Raw genomic sequence first — 18,503 nt, 5'->3', positions numbered from 1 at the left:
TCACTCGCTCCCCGTGAGCGGAAGTCTCACTACACGCCCGTCGATCGAGACATCTGGCTGCCACGCATCGACCGCGCGGAACGCAATACGGAGGCGGTGCAAGGGTCTGCGGCGAAACCATCTGAGCGGCGGCGGACGCATGTCGATCACCATCCCGCCCGTCCCACGGCTGCCGCGCTCGTAGCGCAATCGGCAGTCGAACTCCACGGCCAGCTCGATCACCTGCGGCACGCGGGGATCGCGGAACCAATTGAGCGGAATCACGACGGATTCCAGCGGCGCGTCGAAGGCCGAATCGCGCGGCACTTCCACGTGCAGGGCCTGCCCGCCGGCGGTACCCGCTTCGTACTGAAGGAGCCGGCGTCGTTGCAGCGCCTCGTTTGCCGCTTCCACGGATACGCGCAGCGCATACAGCAATTGGTTGAAGGTGCACGCAGCCATGGCGCCCTACCCCTCGCCCAGCCAGGCGGGCTTGCGCGGAAAGCCCACGTGGTAGCAGAGCCACTGCAACACCACCTGGTGCTCACCGAGTTGCAGCACGGTAAAGCTCTTTTCCACGCCGATGATGCAACCCTTCGGCGTATCGCTGAGGCAGCGGTTGAGCAAGGCCTGCGCGTCTTCCACTTGCGCCTCGGTCTGCATCTGGTTGGGGTTATCGCTGCCCACGACCACCCGCTTGACGAACTTCACGTCGGTCAGGTCGAACATCCTCATGCTCCCGGAAGGAATCGCGGCGGCCTTGCGGACGACGCGATTCGCTGTTGGATCGAAGCTCTCAACCGCCGTTGCCGCTGTTGCTGCTGGTGTTCGCCGACGTGTTCGGCGCGTCGCTCACGGCGACCGGCGCGCTGATCTTGCGCGGGGCGCAAGCCGTCTGCAGGATGTCCATGACTCGCGCCAGGCCTTCCGGCATGCCGTTGTCCTCGGCGTGCACTTCCACGTGGTACTTTGCGGAATTGTCGGACTTGCGCGTGTTTTCCTTGTGGGTCGCCACCGAACCCGACACCTTCGCCGTCGCCTTGAAGATTCCCCAGCCGATGGACATCTCCGCGCTGAACTCACCCTTCTTGTCTTCGCTTTCGGTCTGGCTGAAAGATGACCTCACTTCCATGTCGAAGATGATGTCGACCTTGGTGACGCTGAGGTTGGGCACCTTGACGATGGCCAGCAGCGGTACTTCGAGCTCGACGTCTTCCTCGGCGATGCCGCCGGCCTTGGCCGGATCGTCGACGGGACGCTTGAAACGGAATTGGGCAGTACGGGTCGCACCCACGCCATTGGGATCGTTCGCGGCCGGCGGCATGAAGCCGATGACCTTGATGAAATCCGCGGTGGCCTGGGCCAGCTTCACCTGCGCCTCGCAGGCGGCCTGGAGCGGTGAACCGATCAGGTCGCCCATGGGCAGACCCTTGAACTGGCTGGAAAGATTGACGAGTTCGTCAGCCATGATGTGACTCCTTGTGGTATTTGACGCGGCGAACGATGTGCTCGTCGCGGTTCAGCGGTCGACTCCTCAGCCGCCCGGTTTGAACGTCTTGAACACCCCTTGCGTCTGTGCCAGGTGGTTCATGAGGCGCGCCGCACCGTCGGTGGGTTCGCTGCCTTCCACGCGCATCACGACGTGCACGCTGCCGGAGCGGCGGTCGTTGCCGCCCGCGCCGGGATCGACGCTCAGGTGCGGACGCGCCGGGGGCGGCTTTCCCTTCCAGCCGGGCTCGACCGGTTCCTCGGCGGGCAGGTCGCCCTCCACCAGCGGACCGATGTCGGCATCGAAGGTGATTTCCACATCCTTGATGCGCAGCACATTGGTCGAGACCAGCGGCAGGATCGGTGCACGGTAGAGGTCCTCGTCACCTTCACTGGCCTGCGGGTGCAGCGAAGGCATGCGGATCACCACGCTCTTCGGGCGGTTGTCTTGGTCGAAGAAGTCGCTCAGGTGGGACATCTGGTGCTGCTCGATGCGATCCTGCGCATCGACCACCGCTCCCGCGATGGCTTCGATCAGGGTGTTCAGCGAGGTCTGCGCGGCCATGGGTCACGCGCCTCCTGTCCGGGCTGGCACCGCAATCGAATCCGGGAAGGAATTCACGCGATTCATCCAGCCGTTGAGGAACTTGCCCAGGGCCGGCCGCCGCTGTACCAGGTCCTGGTAGTACTTCCGCCGCGCCTCCTTGAATGCCTTGTAGAGCGCGGCCTGGTCGGTGCCGTTGATTGCCGCCAGCGTGCCCGGGCCGACCGAGCCGTCCACGACGAGCTGCGGTTTCGCGCCCAGCGCGTTCAGCACGCGCTGCAGCGTATTCGTGGCGTTGGCGCCGGCGTTCACCTGGAAGTCGAAGAGGAAGTTCGCGATTTCCTGCGTGTCGATGGCGTCGCCGCGAACCTTGTCCCAGTACTGCTTCTTGTAGATCTTGCCCGCCTGCTCGTCGGTCAGCTGCTTGAGGTCGTCCACGGTGGGATGGGCGATACCCAGGAGCTCCGGCGCGTACAGCTTGAAGGTTGCGAATGTCACGCCCTTGTTCGTGGCACCACCGGGATCGACGGGATCGTTGACGAACCCACCCTCGTGCTTGAGGAGCGTGGGAAAGAAGCTGTCGAAGTTGGCCATGGCTGTGTTCTCCCGTTTCGGCGCGGTGGCGCCGGCCGATGTACTTTCTGCTTGGGGTGGGCATTGCGGGATCGGTGAAAACCTGATTCCCGCACATGCAATGCCTGATGGCGCGGCTTACGGTTCGAGCGTGGTGAGGCCTTCGCGCAAGGCGTAGCGCGTGAGCTTCGCGATGCCGTTGATGCCCAGCTTGGCCATGATGTGCTCGCGGTGCGTGCCGACGGTCTTGACGCTGACATGCAAGCGCTCGGCGATTTCCCGCGCGCTGAGGCCTTCGGCGAAGAGTTGGGTGATTTCGCGCTCGCGGGCGCTCAATGCATCCCGATGGGCAAAGGCCGGCCCGTCGTGGCGTCGCAGGCCGTCCACCAGGAGATGGGCAATGTCGGGACTGATGAAGTAGCGCGAGCGCATCACGCTCTCTATCGCTTCGCGCAAAACGTCGAATCCGTCACGTTTCAGCACATAGCCCTGTGCGCCCGCGTCGAATGCCGCTCGTACCCACCGTGAGTCTTCGTAGGCGGACAGGCAGAGCAGTCGTGTCGTGGGGCAACGCGGTGCGATGCGCCGTATGGCCTCGAGGCCGCTCAGGCCCCGCATGGCGCAGTCGAAGACGATAAGACCCGGCTGGCAGCGCAACGCCCGGCGCACGCATTCGCGGCCGTCGGAAATGCTGCCTATCACCTCGTAACGTGGCGAACCGGCCAGCAAAGCGGCCACTCCGTCGCGAAGCAGGGCCTGCTCATCGGCCAGCAGCACGGTGACAGGCATGATGTTCCCCTCCGGTTAGCCCTCCTGCCAAACCCGGCCGCCGGGCTCCCCCGGCGGCCGCCGCGTAGGGCGTCCTGCCCCTCCTGTGTTTCGTCGGCACCGTCCTGGTCCGTCGCGTGACGGTATGCTGGGACGATGAGGACCCGTATCGGCTAAATACTGATTTTTCGAGCTAGACGTGCGAGAGGCCTTCGGTGATTTCGTCCACCGGGTCCTGCTTGTCGAACCGAGCCCAGAGGTCGCTGCCACTCGGATTCGCCGGTTCGATGCCATGGTCTCCGCTGCTCTTGAATGCCTGGCTCTTGCCGACCTCGTCGAAGGTGAGCACGCGCTTCGTGGCGGCCACCCTGGCGCCGGTTTCGTTGGCCAGGCGCTGCGCGGGTGCCCAGAGCTCGTTGAAGTCGCTGAGCGCGCTGCCGCCCGAGCGCACCATGCCGCTGTTGCAGTTGGCCATGACCACTAGTTTGATGCCGAGCTTCGTCACGCAGGCCGCCAGGCTCTTCAGGACGGCCGGTGCTTCGATCTCTTCGCGATGGCCGACGACGATGAGGATCGAAAATCCCGACGACGTGAAGTCGCCGAGGTTGGCGCCCTGGACCCACTCGGACGTGGTCTTGTACAACTCGCGGAGCCTCTTTCCTTCGCGCTCGCCGTCGGTGGAACCGGGTGGCCAGGTGATGAGGGCTTTTGCCATGACAATTCTCCAGTGGTTGGTTCAGGAGATGTCACGGTAGGCCGGCACGACGAAGCGACGTATCGGCTAGAACCTGATTTCCGCTGCAAGGCGTACCGACCGCGCGGTCGTTCTTCCGATGTTCCTTCCAGGGGCTGCCGTGCGCGTCAGCCCTTCTCGTTGCGCGCGGCGGCGCGGGCGGCACGTAACGCCGTGAGCTTCTCGCGAAGCTTCACCTCGAGCCCGCGGTCCACGGGTTCGTAAAAGGCCATGCCGGCGAGTTCGTCGGGCAGGCATTGCTGGTCGAGGGCGATGCCGCCTTCCACGTCGTGGTCGTACTGGTAGCCGCTGCCGTAGCCGAGGCCCTTCATCAGCTTCGTGGGCGCGTTGCGCAGGTGCATGGGCACGTCCAGGCTGCCCATCTGCTTCACCGTGGCGCGTGCCTTGTTGTAGGCCATGTAAGCAGCGTTGCTCTTCGGCGAGATGGCCAGCCAGATCGCCAGCTGGGCAAGCCCCAGTTCGCCTTCGGGACTGCCGAGGCGCTCGTAGGTATCCCAGGCATCCAGGGCCATGCGCCAGGCGCGCGGTTCGGCCAGGCCCACGTCTTCCACTGCCATGCGAGTCATGCGCCGGGCGAGGTAGAGCGGATCGCAGCCGCCGTCCAGCATGCGGGTAAGCCAGTACACCGCGGCATCGGGATCGGACGAACGCACGGATTTGTGCAGCGCCGAGATCTGGTCGTAGAACTGCTCGCCGCTCTTGTCGAAGCGGCGCGTGCGGTCGGCCAGCACCTGCTCGAGCGTGGCGTCGTCGATGCGCCCACCTTCGGCGAGCTCGGCGGCGATTTCCAGCAGGGTAAGCGCGCGGCGGACGTCGCCGTCGGCAGCGCTGGCGATGAGCTTCAGCGAGGCTTCGTCGACCGAAAGGCCCAGGTCGCCGAGGCCGCGTTCCTTGTCCGCGAGGGCACGATGCAGGGCGGCAACGATGTCCTCGGGACCGACGGCGTCGAGCACGTGCACACGGCAGCGCGAGAGCAGCGCGGAATTGAGTTCGAACGAGGGGTTCTCCGTAGTGGCGCCCACGAAGATGATCACGCCGCGTTCGATGTGCGGCAGGAAGGCATCCTGCTGCGCCTTGTTGAAACGGTGCACCTCGTCCACGAAGAGCACGGTGCGCCGGCCCTGCGCGAAGTTGCCCTCGGCCTCCGCGAGCGCCTTGCGCACGTCGGGCAGGCCGCTCATCACGGCGGAAATGGCCCGGAAGTCGGCATCGGCGTAGCGCGCCACCAGCAAGGCCAGCGTGGTCTTGCCGCAGCCGGGCGGACCCCAGAGGATCATCGAGTGCACGCGGCCCGCTTCCAGCGCGCGGCGCAACGGCTTGCCCTCGCCCACCACGCGCTGCTGCCCCACGATTTCGTCGAGCGCGCGCGGACGCATGCGCTCGGCCAGCGGCTTCAGGGCATCGGGTTCGGGGAACAGGCCAGGAGACTGGAAAGACATGCCGCCATTATCGCTCTTCTCTATGTCTTCGGTTTGCGCAGGAGGCTGGCGGCCATGGCGGCGACGATGGCAGCGCCAAACAGGAGCACCACCCATAGCAGCGGACGGGTCCAGTCGAAGGGCGCTTCGGCGGCGTCCAGGGCCTTCCGTCCCGCCAGCTCCTGCACGTTGCCTGGCGTGGCGGGTTCGGGCCGCCAGGCAGGCCCGTTCGCCTTGCGCAGGGCCGCGATGGCTTCGTCGATGGGCCATGCGGCACGGCGCCCCGAATGACTGCCGACCAGCAGGCGGTAAGGCGCGTCGCCTTCCCGAAGGAAGACGATGCGGTCCGGTTGCCAGCCGACCAGCAGGCGCGGCGCTTCGCGCAGCGGCGTCGCGGAGTGCAGCCGCAGGATCTCGCGCCGCACGGGTGCCAGGTCTAGCGGATGAGCGCTGCCATTGTCCTGCGGCGGCGTCACCACCAGCGTACCGAGCTGTTCGCCGCTCATCGTGCCTTCCACGGCGATGGCATCGAAGCGTGCGACGGTATCGCCCTTGCCCAGCTTCACGCGCAGCGCGGTCACCGGTAATGCCGCCGGCAGACGGTAGTCGTAGTCGACACCCTGCCCGCGCTGCCCGGCATCCGTCGAGGCAAGCTCCAGCCAGCGTTGCGGGGTTTCGTCCTTCGCCGCCACGTCTTCGACCGTGCCGGAAAGCGTCACCTTCGCCGCGGCACCGGGTGCCCAGGGCGCTTCGCCGCGCGCGACATGTATGCGGTAGTAGCGCGCGGGACCGCCACTGAGCTTGATGACGCGCGCGTCGACCGCGCCGTCGCCCTTCCCTAGCGCGACGACCGTGGCGCCGCGAACGAGCCGCGTCCAGTCCTGGAGATCGTTGCTGGCGTCGACATCGATCCGCAGCTCGACGTCACGGTCGAACGGCGCGAACTCCAGGCGTTCCGGCGCTACCGCCTGGCGTGCGTCGAAGAGCCAGTCTTCCGGTGCGCCGGCGGTCGCCGCGGCGCCCGGCTCGATGAGGATGTCGCCATGGGCGCTTCGCTGGATGCGCGCACCTGCGGTGCCGCCGGCGCTTTGCGGTACGGCGAGCAGCGTCGCATCCAGGGTCGCCGGATGCGAGGTGGGGGCTGCCGCCGCGTACAAGCCGGCGGCAACCTGACGGTCCTTCGCGTCGACGACGATCACATCGGCCAAGCCTGCGTCACGGCTGGCCCACGCGTAAGCATCCTCGGGCAGGGTCACGGCATATGCTTTGGCGCCCGGTTGAAGGTCGAGCGGATAAGCCACCGCGAAGGACGGTGGCAGCTCTGCATGGACCGACATCGCGAGCAGGCCGAGGCTCGCCAGGCAAGGACGCCAGTCACGACGCATGCGACGACTCCGGAGGTTCGGCCACGACCTGTTGTCGTGGCGGCGCGGGTGCGAGATAGCCGATGACCGTGCACAGCAGGCCATAGGCGATGAACGAAGCGATCCCGAACAGGTTGCCGAGGTGCGCGCGATCCACCAGCAACAGCTTCAGCAGCACGAGTGCCATCGTCGCGGCACCGGCCAGCCAGAGCAGACGCTGCCCGCGCTTCGAACCGAGCACCCAGGCCACCATGCCGATCACGCTCCACACCACGGTGAGCGATAGCTCGGCGAGGCTCGAGCCAGCCATCGCGCCATCCCACGGCACGCCGCCGAGATGATGCACCGCGCGCAGCGTCATGCTGGTCGCCACCACGAAGAACAGCGCGGCGAGCACAGCGGGGCGCGTCGCGCGAAGCTCGCGCGGCATCGCCTCATCGAAGAAGGCGCGCGCCACGAACAGCAGTACGGCGACCAGCAGCAGGTCGACAGGATTGAGCACGGGTACGAAAGGCAGCGGCGCCGGCGAGCCAGCCGCGCCGAGCGCCACGGCACCCACGGCGAGCATCGCGATGGCCACGCAGGCACCGACGGCATGACGGATGTCACGTAGATGCACCGACAGCGGCGACGCCAGCCAGCGCGCGCCCCAGAGCAGCAGCGCCGCGAGCAGCAGCGTCGGCATGGCCCGGGCGAAAAGCTGCCAGCCCTCGCCGAGGCGCGTCGCCCCATCCAGCGCGATGGCGATGGCGACGGTGAAAACCGCCAGCCAGCGCACCCACCATATCGTCGCCGCCGCCACCGCGGCGACACGATGCGCGACGACGCCGCGCAAGGCGAACCAGCCTGCGACGGCCATCACGATCACGCTTGCCAGCGGCCAGCCGCTTAGCCATTGGACTCCCGCGTTCGCCGCCGAAAGCACGACCACCATGCCGGCAAACAGGAACAGCGGCAGCGCGAAGGCCAGGGTCACCCCAAGATCGAGTTTGCGCGCCAGAGGACAAGCCAGCGCGAGGAGCAAGCCCGTCACCGACAGCAGCGCGAGCCAGCACGCAGCTTCGAACGCAGGTTCGGTGACGAAGGCGTCGATCTCGTTCGCGAAGCCGATCAGCCACCAGAGCACCGCCCACACGAGGAGCCCGATGCGCGCGAGGCTCGACACGCCGCGCGACGTGCCATGCCGGTCGAACTGCGCGACGCCCGTGCCCGTGCCGATCACCAGCAGCAGGCTGCCGATGAGCGACGCGTTGATCAGCGGCGGGTCGACGGCGTGCTGGTGGAACAGCGAAGCGATCACCCACGCGGCGCCGGCCGCCACCTGCAGGAAGACGCCGGCCCAGCGCGGCAGCCGGCGGCCCTGGCGGAAGCCCAGCCAGATCAGCCCCGCGCCTTCGAGGGCGAACACGCTCGCGGTGACGCTCGCGCTGAGGGCCAGTGGTACCGCGATGGTGGCGAAGGCCACGGCGAGCACGGCCCAGGTCTCGCGCAGCAGCGACATGTCGTCGCGGCGCCGGATGGCGAAGGCGATGGCCACGTAGATCGCGGCGGCCACGAGCGCCGACACCGCGAGCGGCAACGGGCGCCAGTCGAGCAAGGCCCCCTGCAGCAGCAGGCTCGCGATCGGATTGCCGAACATCAGGCAGCCGTCGAGGATGGCGCGGCCGCGCTTTGGCGAACGCAGCACGTGCAGCCACGGCACGGCGAGATAGAGCAGGAAATGCAGGATGAGGAAGGGCTCGGTGCTGGCGAACAGCGCTGGGCTGTAGCGCAGCACTCCCCATGCCGTACCCACGCCGAACGTGGCGACGAAACCGAGCACGTTGAGCACGCGCCACGCACGTTTCCAGGCGATGCCCAGGATGCCGAGGTTGAGCAGCGCGTAATACGAGAACAGGACGACGTGGTTGCCCTCGCCCGTCGAGGCGATCAAAGGCGCGGCGAAGCCGGCGACGAGGCCGAGCACGGCAAGCGCCAGTGAGTCCTGCAACACCGCCAGGATTCCGAGCGCGCCGACGAAGACGATCAGCAGGGCGAAGGTCCAGCCCGCCGGCAGCAGGCCGTAGAGGCGGTACGCGGCGAACACCGTCATCACCAGCACGCCGATGGCGCCACCCTGCAGGGACAGCGCAAAGGCGCGGCGCCGGTCGCGTTGCCACCAGCCGAAAGCTGCGCCGGCGATGGCTGCCAGGGCTACCAGGCTGAGGCGTACCGACACCGGTACGCGAAGCAGGCCCGTGTCGGCGGCGTACTTGAGGAAGGCGGCGACACCGGCGAAGAGCACGAGCATGCCGACCTTGACCGGCACATTGCCTTCGGTGAACCAGCGTTTGATGGCAGCGGTGAGGCGGTCGGCAAGGGTTGGGCCGGTCGGTTCGGCGGGAGGTGGTCGCGAGGTCGTAGCGCCGACGGAATCGGCTCCGACAGGGGGCCTCGCAAGGGTCTCCACTGGATGCGCTGCGGGCCGTGTGGCGGGAGGAACGGGGATCGGCGGTGGCGACGTCTGTGCGGCCGGCACCGCAGCGGGGCCCAACTGACCGATGAGGCGGCGCGCCTCGTCGAGATCGCGGCGCAGTTGCGACGTGCGACCCCAGAGAAAACCGATGGCGAAACCGGCGACCCCACCCGCGACGCCTTCCCCCACGAAGGCGCCGATCACCGCTCCGACGATTGCCCAGACCAGATACATGCCCTTGCTCCCCGACGCACGTCCACTGTTCGGTTCAGTCTGGCATGAACCGTGACCTTGTTGGAGGAACAGGGGATCATGTAGCCATGTCTTTCGTCTGTCGCCTCATGCTCTTCGCGCTCACGCTGGTTTGCTGGAGCGCCCCCGCGAGCGCAACGGACCCGGAACGCACGCTCGCGCAGCTCCACCACGCCGCCTTGCGCGGAGAGGACGGGGTGCCCGTGGGCGCGGCCTCCATGGCACAGACCGAGGACGGCTGGCTCTGGGTCAGCACGCGAACGGGCCTGTATCGGTACGACGGGTTCGCCTTCGAGAAAGTCTCGCTGCTGCCGCCTTCGAGCAACGGCAGCGAGTCCACCTGGACCATCTACGCCGCTCCAGGCGGCGATCTATGGGTGAGCCGCTCATACGGCGGGGTCGCGCGGCTGCGGCACGGCGAGGTCACCTTGTATGGCGCCGCCGAAGGCCTGCCGGATAACGTCGCCGTGGACGAATTCGGCACCGACGGCGACGGCCACCTCTGGGCGGCGACCGAGACCGGCCTGTACCGTTTCGAGGGCACGCGCTGGAGCGAAGTGTCCGCGGCCTGGGGCGTCACGGGAGCGGTGGAACAGTTCCTCGAGGATGCCCGCGGGAACCTCTGGTTGTCGACGAAGGACGCGCTTTACGTCTTGCGCAAGGGCGCCAGGCGCTTTGAGGATTCCGGCGTGCCGGACACGTATCCCGGCCACCTCATGAACAACCCGGACGGCAGCGTGTGGTTGCGTACCCCGGCAGGCATCCATCCGCTGCCCGGGGAATGGGGCAAGCCTTTCCCGCATGGTCCACGGCGGCGCGCCAACAGCACCACGACCACCTTCGATCGCGACGGCAACCTGTGGACGGTCGCCTGCGAGGTGAACCTCTGCCGCATGGCCGGCCAATACGTGGATGCGACGACCACCGGCGACGTGGAAGAGCCTCGCATGCAGACGTACGCCGACGACCTCGGCATGACGTCGCAGGCCACCATGACCCTCATGGAAGATCGCGAAGGCTCCCTGTGGGTAAGCACGAAGGCGGGCCTGGACGTGTTCCGCGACAGCTGGCTCTCGCGGGTACGCTTTCCGAAGCTTGAGGTGTACTTCGCGCTGGTGGAAGACGGCAGCGGCCAGACCTGGACCGGAACGGCGGCGCGCACCGCGTACCCGGACCGGCTGTGGCGGCTCACGCCCGCCCCGGTGCCCCTGCCCGGCTTCGAAGGTGCGGTGAATTCGGCGTACCGCGATACCGACGGTTCCGTATGGCTCGGCGGCAGCGGGAAGCTCTGGCACCTGCGCGACGGCAAGCCCGGGCCGGTGCCGCTGCCTGACGACGCGACGGGCCGTCGGACGGTCGTCCAGGCGATCGCGCGCGACGGCGCGGGACGGCTGTGGATTTCGTTACGGCTGCGTGGCGCGTACATGCAGACATCCCAGGGATGGCTGCCCGCTTCGACCGTCGCCGCCTTCCCCGCCCTGGCGCCGGCCGTGATTCATGTCGATCCCGGTGGCCGCGCCTGGTTCGGCTATCTTGACGGTTCCATCGCGATGCTCGACGGCAACGTTTTGCGCCGCTTCGGACGCGCCGACGGCCTGAACCTTGGCCCTGTCGCGTCCATTTCCACCATCGGCGAGCGCCTCGTCGTGGGCGCCGAGCACGGCCTGTCGTTCTTCGACGGCGAACGCTTCCGCCAGCTGGCTGCGCAACCGGCCGACCGTTTCAATGCGATCACTGGCATCGTTCGGAGCAAGGATGGTTGTGTCTGGGCGTACGGCGTGGCCGGCGTGATCCGCTTCAGCGCCGAGGCCTGGAAGGCGGCACTCGAACGGCCGACGGAACCGGCCGACACCCGCTTGCTCGGCATGGACGATGGCCTGCCCGGCCCCGCGCAGCTCGTGCGCCCGCTGCCGACGGTGCTCGCGGCCAGCGATGGACGCCTCTGGTTCGCCGGATCGCAGGGACTGGCGTGGCTGGATCCCCTGCGGCAACCACCGCTGCCCTCTCCGCCGCCGGTGGTGATCCGCTCGGTGACCTCGGCTGATGCCATCTTCAACACGGGCGCCGCCGTGGAGCTCAACGGCGACCGCAATCTGCGCGTCGCGTACACGGCGCTGGCTCCAGGCCGGTCGCGTGGGCTCGCCTTCCGCTATCGCCTCGAGGGCTTGGACGCCACGTTCCAGGACGCGGGTTCGCGGCGCGAAGCGATCTATACCGATCTCCCGCCCGGCCACTACACGTTCCATGCGGAAGCATCCTACGACGGCCATCACTGGAGCATCTCCGATCCGGTCAGCGTGACCGTGGCACCGCATCTGTTCGAGCGCACGGCCTTCCAGGTGGCCTGCGTGTTCTTCATCGTCTTGCTGGTGTGGCTGGCGCATCGCTGGCGCGTGCGGATGCTCACCCGGCGCTTGCGCTGGCGATTGGACGAGCGCCACCGCGAGCGCGAGCGCATCGCGCGCGAACTGCACGACACGCTGCTGCAAGGCGTCCAGGGATTGATCCTGCGCTTCCAGGCATTCGCCGATGGGCTCGCAAGGGACGACCGCTCGCGTGCCGCACTGGAGCGCACCATCGACCGTGCCGAAGCCCTGCTGGTCGAGGGACGCGACCGGGTGAAGGGCCTGCGCGGCCACGCCTCGGAGGAAGGCTCGCTCGAGCAGCGCGTCGCCGCGCTCGTGGACGATCTCGACAAGCCGGTCTATGTGTCCGTGCTTGCGGGGCGCCGGCGCCACGAGGTGAATCCGGTAGTGGTCGACGAACTCCATAGCATCGTGCGCGAGGCGGTGATCAATGCCACGCAGCACAGCCACGCGCGCTCGATCTACATCATGATCGAGTACGCGCGCCGGTCGCTGAGATTATGCGTGCGTGATGACGGCGACGGCTTCAAGGCCGAAGTGGGCAAGTCGAAAGACGATAGCCACTTCGGCATCGTGGGCATGCGCGAGCGCGCGGCACGGATGGGCGGCCGGCTCGATGTGGAATCGACGCCGCGAGGCGTGATCGTCTGGGTGAAGATACCCGGACGTGTCGCCTACATCCGGAAATCCAGCTGATGTCGCGCAACGTGTAAGAGCAACTGTCTTCGTGAGAAGCCGCCCCGGCGGCGATGGGTACTGGCGGCAAGCTTGCCCGCTGCCGCGGGATCGCCGGCGAAGCCGGCTCCCACAGAAGCCGGCTCCCACAGGTGTGCAGTTATTTCACCGGCTGCGTCTGCAGGACCGGCGCGTCGCCGATCACGTCGGTGCCCTGCGGCGGCACGAAGGTGAAGGTTTCCGGCGGCAGGTCGGCGTTGCGCTTCCACCCGGCGAAGCTGATCTGGGTGGTGTTGCCGAGCTGGTCGCGGAAGGCCATGCGGGCGAGACCGCTGCCGTCGAAGCCGAGGTCGGCGTATTCGAACTGCGGATCCTTGCCCGTGGACTGGAGACGCAGCCATTGCAGGCCGTCGTGCTCACCCTGCTCCGTTACCTTGAAGCCCTTGTCCAGTTGCGAGAGATCGGTAAGCACCGTGAGCGGGCTCTGCGCTTCCTCGGTGCTCTGCTTGCGTACCGTGACCTGTTCCAGGTCCGGGTCATAGAGCCACACGCGGCTGCCGTCGGCCACGATGGTCTGCTTGTACGGCGAGGTGGTTTCCCAGCGGAACTGGCGCGGCGCCTGCAGGGCCATCGTGCCCGAACTGGTCTTGCCCGGATCGCCGTTCGCGTTGGACATGGTCTGGCTGAAGCGCCCGGTGAGCGAGTGCATGCGCTTGGCGAACGCATCGAGGCGCTCGCGGGCCGGACCGGCGGCGAAGGCCGGCAGGCTGAGCAGGAACAGCGTGGCGGCTAGCAGGAAGCGTTTCATGGGCGGATTCCGTTGGATTCGGCGCGATTGTCAGCGATCGGTTTCGAACAGCGACTTAAGCATGTCGATGGCCTCGGACGGCGTGATCTCGCCGGCCTCCATCTTCTCGCTGATGTCGGCGATGGTCTTGCCGTCGCGGTGCCAGTACGGCGCGTCGCGCGTGGCCGTGTGCACCGGGCGGGCTTCCTGCCCCAGCACCGCGATCTCGGCGATCTCGGGCTGTTCGGCGAAGATCACTTCCAGGGCGTCGTCCACCCCGGCGGTATGGCCGTTGGGGTAGTCGCGGGTGACGAAACAGGCGCGGCCGTCATCGGCGCGCAGTTCGAGCCCGGGGATCGCGGGGTTGAGCTCGAAGATGCTTTCGACCTCGTCCAGCACCTCGGCGGTAGGCACGAGGTCGCCGGTGACGAGCAGGCCCCAGGGACGCTGGCGGAGCGCGCCCGGCTTCATGGCATTCATGCGGAATCAGTCCTTCGGAGGCGGCGGCGCGAGGACTTCGCGGTTGCCGTTGTGCTGCGGCGCGCTGACGATGCCGTCCTGCTCCATCTGCTCGACGAGGCGGGCGGCACGGTTGTAGCCGATGCGCAGGTGGCGCTGCACGCCGGAAATGGAGGCGCGGCGGGTCTCGGTGACCACCCGCACGGCGCGGTCGTAGAGCGCGTTGTCGCTGTCGCCGTCGCCATCGGCATCCTGCGGCAGGCCGGAATCGTTGATGATCTTGCCGTCGGCCGTGGACTGCACTTCTTCCAGAACGCCTTCGATGTAGTTCGGCGAACCCTGCGCGCGCAGCCATTCCACGACGTTGTGCACCTCGTGATCGTCCACGAAGGCACCGTGCACGCGCTCCGGCGTGGCCGTTCCCGGCGGCAGGTAGAGCATGTCGCCGTGGCCGAGCAGCGCTTCCGCGCCGGACTGGTCGAGGATGGTGCGCGAGTCGATCTTCGAGGAAACCTGGAAGGCGATGCGCGTGGGGATGTTGGCCTTGATCAGGCCGGTGATGACGTCCACCGACGGGCGCTGCGTGGCGAGGATCAGGTGCACGCCGGCCGCACGCGCCTTCTGCGCGAGGCGCGCGATCAGCTCTTCCACCTTCTTGCCGACGATCATCATCATGTCGGCGAATTCGTCGATGATGATCACGATGTGCGGCAGCGCTTCCAGCGGTTCGGCGACCATGCCCGGCATGTCGGGATTGGCGCGGAAGAGCGGATCGAGCAGCGGCTGGCCGTTGTTCTCGGCGTCCTTCACCTTCTTGTTGAAGCCGCCGAGGTTGCGCACGCCAACCGCGGCCATGAGCTTGTAGCGGCGCTCCATCTCGGCCACGCACCAGCGCAGCGCGTTGGCGGCTTCCTTCATGTCGGTGACCACGGGCGCCAGCAGATGCGGAATGCCCTCGTACACCGAGAGCTCCAACATCTTCGGATCGATCATGATCATCCGGACGTCTTTCGGGCTGGATTTGTACAGCAGGCTCAGCACCATGGCGTTCACCGCCACCGATTTACCCGAGCCGGTGGTACCGGCCACCAGCAGGTGGGGCATCTTGGCGAGGTCGGTGACCACGGCCTTGCCGCCGATATCCTTGCCCAGGGCCAGCGCCAGCGGCGACTTCACCTGGTCGTAGCGCTCGGAGCGGAGGATCTCGGAGAGGTAGACGATCTGCTTCTTGGTGTTCGGGATTTCCAGGCCGATGACGTTCTTGCCCGGGATGACGTCGACCACGCGCACGCTGACCACGGAGAGGCCGCGCGCGATGTCCTTGTCCAGGCTGGACACCTGGCTGCCGCGCACGCCGGCGGCCGGTTCGAGCTCGAAACGGGTGATGACGGGGCCCGGGTAGACGCCGACCACGCGCGCCTCGACGCGGAAATCCTTGAGCTTCAGCTCCACCTGGCGCGAGAGCACCTCGAGGGTTTCCTCGGAGTAGCCCGGCCCCTGCGGCGGCGCTTCGTCGAGCAGCGACAGCGGCGGGATCTCGCCATCCATCGACGCGCCCGTGAACAGCGGAATCTGGTTCTCGCGCGTGGCGCGCTCGCTCTTGACCACCATCGGCGTGGGGGTCTCGATGCGCACGGGCTCGCGCTTCGCCTGCTTGACCGCCTCGGCCTTCTTGACCACCTCGCGCTCGGCGCGGGCCGAACGGGCGGCCATGACGTCGGGCGCCTGGCGCAGCTTGCCGCCGAACCAGCCGCCGAGGCGCATGACGAGCTCGCCGGTGGCGTCCATCAGGCGGAACCAGGAGAGCCCGGTGGCGAGGGTGATGGCGATGAGGCACACCGCCAGCAAAAGCAGGGGCGCGCCCTTGTCGCCGAAGGCGTTATGCAGGCCGTGGCCCACCCACTTGCCGACGATGCCGCCGGGACCTTCGGGAAGCACCACCGCATCGACGTTCAGGTAGACCAACGCCGGCGCGGTGATGAAGAAGAAGACGAAACCGATGAGCCGCAGCGACGGCTCCCAGGGCTGCACGTTGCGCTCGCCGCGCTGGCGGATCACCTGGATCCCCAGCGCGAGGAGCAACAACGGGAAGCCGTACGACACCAGGCCGAAGATGTACCTGAGCAGGTTGGCGATGTTCGCGCCGACCGCGCCACCGAAGTTGGTGGCATGGTCGGCGACGCCCATGTGGCCCCAGCTCGGGTCCTGGTCGTTATAGCTGAGCAGGCACACGAGGAGGTAAAGGGCAAGCGGCAACAGGAGCAGCGCCCCGGCTTCGCGCAGGCGGCGCTTGAGCTCGTCGCTCAAGCCCTCCCGCTGGGCCTTGACCTGCGCCTTGGCCTGCCTTTTTACGACTTTCGCGCTTCGCGCCACTAACGAACAGCCTCGGTCCCGGTTTCCGGCATCATGCCATGCCCTGGAGGGCCGGGTGCACGATCTTGCCGTTCTCGATGTTGATGCCGGCGGCCAGCGGGGCGTAGTCGCGCCACTCGTTGCCGGCGGCCAGGCGCTGCACGTACGGCAGGATGGCGGCGGAAATGGCCGTGGAAGAGGTCTGCGGCACGGCGCCCGGCATGTTGGTCACGCAGAAGTGCGTCACGCCGTGGACGGTGTAGGTCGGCTCCTTCCAGGTGGTCGGGCGCGAGGTTTCGAAGCAGCCGCCCTGGTCGATCGAGATGTCGACGAGCACCGAGCCCTTCTCCATCGTCTTGACCATGTCCTCGGTGACCACACGCGGCGCCTTGGCGCTGGGGATCAGCACGGCACCGACGACGATGTCGGCGTTGCGCACTTCCTCGGCCACCGACGACTCGTAGGCATACAGGGCGGTGACGTTCGGGCCCAGGGCCATCATCTCGGCCATGCGGTCCGGACGCTTGTCGAAGACCACCACGTTGGCACCGGCCGAGGCGGCCAGCGCGGCAGCGTTACCGCCGGCGGCGCCGGCGCCCAGCACGACCACCTTGCCGCGCGGGGTGGAGGCCATGCCGCCGAGCAGCTTGCCCTTGCCGCCGTTCGGCTGGTGCAGGAGCGTGGTGCCGATCTGGGTCGCGATGCGGCCGGCGATGACCGACATCGGCAGCAGGAGCGGCAGCGCGCCGTTCTCGTCGACGGACTCGAAGGCCACGCCGGTCAGGCCGATGTCCAGCAGGCTCTTCGTGAGCGCGGGCTCAGCGGCCAGGTGCAGGTAGCAGAACAGCAGGTGGTGCTTCTTGAGCAGCTTGAGATCGCCCTCGATCGGCTCCTTGACCTTGACGATCAGCTCGCCCTTCTCATAAACGGCGGCGGCATCGGGCACCACGGTGACGCCCAGCGCGGCGTAGTCGGAGTCCGCGTAGCCGCTCTTGGTGCCGGCACCGGACTGGATGAACACCTCGTGGCCGCGGCGCACCAGGTCGGCGGCGGCGGCGGGGATGAGGGCCACGCGGCCTTCGAGGGTCTTGGTTTCGGACGGAATACCGATACGCATCTTATTGGAGGGTCCTGAAAGTACAGAATAAAGCCGCTCCGTGGGGACGGGGCGACCGCCGTCTTTGAAGCGAGTGTCTTGAATCGCACTCCCGTCTTCCCCATTCTTCCGGGTCGACAACGTCCGTACGACTGAACACGCCGCAGTAAACCCAAGGATTATACATGAGCACCCCCAAGCACAGCCGTTTGCTGATCCTCGGCTCCGGTCCCGCCGGCTATACGGCCGCGGTGTATGCCGCGCGCGCCAACCTGAAGCCGACCATGATCACCGGGCTCCAGCAAGGCGGGCAGCTGATGACCACCACCGAGGTGGACAACTGGCCGGGCGACGAGAAAGGCGTGCAGGGGCCGGAGCTGATGCGCCGCATGGCGGAGCACGCCGAGCGCTTCGAGACGGAGATGGTGTTCGACCATATCCATAGCGTGGACCTGTCCAACCGCCCCTTCCGCCTGAAGGGCGACAGCGGTGAGTACACGGCCGACGCGCTGATCATCACCACCGGCGCCACCGCCAAGTACCTCGGCATCGCTTCGGAGGAGAAGTTCAAGGGCCGCGGCGTTTCCGCCTGCGCCACCTGCGACGGCTTCTTCTTCCGCGACCAAGACGTGGTCGTGGTCGGCGGTGGCAACACCGCCGTGGAAGAGGCGCTGTACCTCTCGAACATCTGCCGCAAGGTGTACCTGGTCCACCGCCGCGACAAGCTGCGCGCCGAGAAGATCATGCAGGACAAGGTCTTCGAGAAAGCCGCGGCGGGCAAGATCGAGCTGCTCTGGAACCACCAGGTGGACGAAGTGCTGGGTGACGATTCCGGCGTGAACGGCGTACGCGTCAAGGACGTGAATACCGGCCTGAAGCGCGACCTCGAGGTGCAGGGCTTCTTCGTGGCCATCGGCCACACGCCCGCCACCGGCATCTTCGAAGGCCAGCTCGACATGAAGGACGGTTACATCCAGATCCAGTCCGGGCTCAGCGGCATGGCCACGGCCACCTCGGTACCCGGCGTGTTCGCCGCGGGCGACGTCGCCGACCACGTGTACCGCCAGGCCATCACCTCGGCCGGCTTCGGCTGCATGGCCGCGCTGGACGCCGAACGCTGGCTGGACCAGCAGCATCTGCTGGCCTGAGGAGCTGCCGCCGTGCCGTGGGAAG

At 67.3% G+C, this 18,503-nt stretch carries 16 protein-coding genes; 2 read left to right on the top strand and 14 right to left on the bottom strand.

What is annotated here, in order from left to right; translation table 11 throughout:
• The 10 genes from ACR9ZH_RS01040 to ACR9ZH_RS00995 form a co-directional block, all read right to left on the bottom strand.
• Entirely contained in the window at nt 1–441 is a 441-nt protein-coding gene (locus ACR9ZH_RS01040; protein WP_481288901.1) for a hypothetical protein, read from the bottom strand.
• Nucleotides 442–447: 6 nt separating this feature from the next.
• Entirely contained in the window at nt 448–708 is a 261-nt protein-coding gene (locus tag ACR9ZH_RS01035; RefSeq protein ID WP_481288900.1) for a hypothetical protein, read from the bottom strand.
• Between the two features lie 67 nt (nt 709–775).
• The gene (locus ACR9ZH_RS01030; RefSeq protein ID WP_481288899.1) at nt 776–1,447 is read right to left on the bottom strand and encodes a DUF2589 domain-containing protein; all 672 of its coding nucleotides are present in this window, start codon (nt 1,445–1,447) and stop codon (nt 776–778) included.
• Nucleotides 1,448–1,513: 66 nt separating this feature from the next.
• The gene (locus tag ACR9ZH_RS01025) at nt 1,514–2,032 is read right to left on the bottom strand and encodes a DUF2589 domain-containing protein (protein WP_481288898.1); all 519 of its coding nucleotides are present in this window, start codon (nt 2,030–2,032) and stop codon (nt 1,514–1,516) included.
• A 3-nt stretch (nt 2,033–2,035) separates the two neighbouring features.
• The gene (locus ACR9ZH_RS01020; RefSeq protein ID WP_481288897.1) at nt 2,036–2,605 is read right to left on the bottom strand and encodes a glycoside hydrolase family 108 protein; all 570 of its coding nucleotides are present in this window, start codon (nt 2,603–2,605) and stop codon (nt 2,036–2,038) included.
• A gap of 117 nt (nt 2,606–2,722) precedes the next feature.
• On the bottom strand, nt 2,723–3,373 hold the full coding sequence (locus ACR9ZH_RS01015; RefSeq protein ID WP_481288896.1) for a response regulator: 651 nt from the start codon (nt 3,371–3,373) through the stop codon (nt 2,723–2,725).
• Between the two features lie 172 nt (nt 3,374–3,545).
• Nucleotides 3,546–4,067, bottom strand: coding sequence for a hypothetical protein (locus ACR9ZH_RS01010; RefSeq protein WP_481288895.1), 522 nt, complete (start codon nt 4,065–4,067; stop codon nt 3,546–3,548).
• Nucleotides 4,068–4,213: 146 nt separating this feature from the next.
• Entirely contained in the window at nt 4,214–5,545 is a 1,332-nt protein-coding gene (locus tag ACR9ZH_RS01005; protein WP_481288894.1) for a replication-associated recombination protein A, read from the bottom strand.
• Between the two features lie 20 nt (nt 5,546–5,565).
• Nucleotides 5,566–6,909 carry a DUF3999 family protein gene (locus ACR9ZH_RS01000; RefSeq protein WP_481288893.1) on the bottom strand — a complete coding sequence of 448 codons (1,344 nt, stop codon included), beginning with the start codon at nt 6,907–6,909 and terminating at the stop codon, nt 5,566–5,568.
• Nucleotides 6,899–9,577 (bottom strand): DUF2339 domain-containing protein, encoded by a 2,679-nt coding sequence (locus ACR9ZH_RS00995; protein ID WP_481288892.1) that lies wholly within the window; start codon nt 9,575–9,577, stop codon nt 6,899–6,901. The genes ACR9ZH_RS01000 and ACR9ZH_RS00995 overlap by 11 nt, the downstream gene beginning before the upstream one ends.
• Nucleotides 9,578–9,663: 86 nt before the next feature.
• Here ACR9ZH_RS00995 and ACR9ZH_RS00990 point away from each other — a divergent pair, with 86 nt between their 5' ends.
• On the top strand, nt 9,664–12,657 hold the full coding sequence (locus tag ACR9ZH_RS00990; protein ID WP_481288891.1) for a sensor histidine kinase: 2,994 nt from the start codon (nt 9,664–9,666) through the stop codon (nt 12,655–12,657).
• A gap of 139 nt (nt 12,658–12,796) precedes the next feature.
• Here the strand turns inward: ACR9ZH_RS00990 and lolA are convergent, their stop codons facing one another.
• The 4 genes from lolA to ACR9ZH_RS00970 are packed head-to-tail and all read right to left on the bottom strand — an operon-like array spanning nt 12,797 to nt 17,351.
• Nucleotides 12,797–13,444 (bottom strand): outer membrane lipoprotein periplasmic chaperone LolA, encoded by a 648-nt coding sequence (gene lolA / locus ACR9ZH_RS00985; protein ID WP_481288890.1) that lies wholly within the window; start codon nt 13,442–13,444, stop codon nt 12,797–12,799.
• 30 nt (nt 13,445–13,474) lie between these two features.
• Nucleotides 13,475–13,903 carry a hypothetical protein gene (locus tag ACR9ZH_RS00980; RefSeq protein WP_481288889.1) on the bottom strand — a complete coding sequence of 143 codons (429 nt, stop codon included), beginning with the start codon at nt 13,901–13,903 and terminating at the stop codon, nt 13,475–13,477.
• A gap of 6 nt (nt 13,904–13,909) precedes the next feature.
• Nucleotides 13,910–16,255 (bottom strand): DNA translocase FtsK, encoded by a 2,346-nt coding sequence (locus ACR9ZH_RS00975; RefSeq protein ID WP_481288888.1) that lies wholly within the window; start codon nt 16,253–16,255, stop codon nt 13,910–13,912.
• A gap of 31 nt (nt 16,256–16,286) precedes the next feature.
• Entirely contained in the window at nt 16,287–17,351 is a 1,065-nt protein-coding gene (locus tag ACR9ZH_RS00970; protein ID WP_481288887.1) for an alanine dehydrogenase, read from the bottom strand.
• A 164-nt stretch (nt 17,352–17,515) separates the two neighbouring features.
• Between ACR9ZH_RS00970 and trxB the strand changes: the two genes are divergently transcribed.
• Nucleotides 17,516–18,478, top strand: coding sequence for a thioredoxin-disulfide reductase (gene trxB, locus ACR9ZH_RS00965; RefSeq protein ID WP_481288886.1), 963 nt, complete (start codon nt 17,516–17,518; stop codon nt 18,476–18,478).
• The last annotated feature ends 25 nt before the right edge of the window (nt 18,479–18,503 follow it).

It is taken from the genome of Luteibacter sp. SVR4-7G (assembly GCF_056755555.1).
Note: the sequence above shows the minus strand (reverse complement) of the source record. Positions and strands in the feature narration are given on the sequence as shown.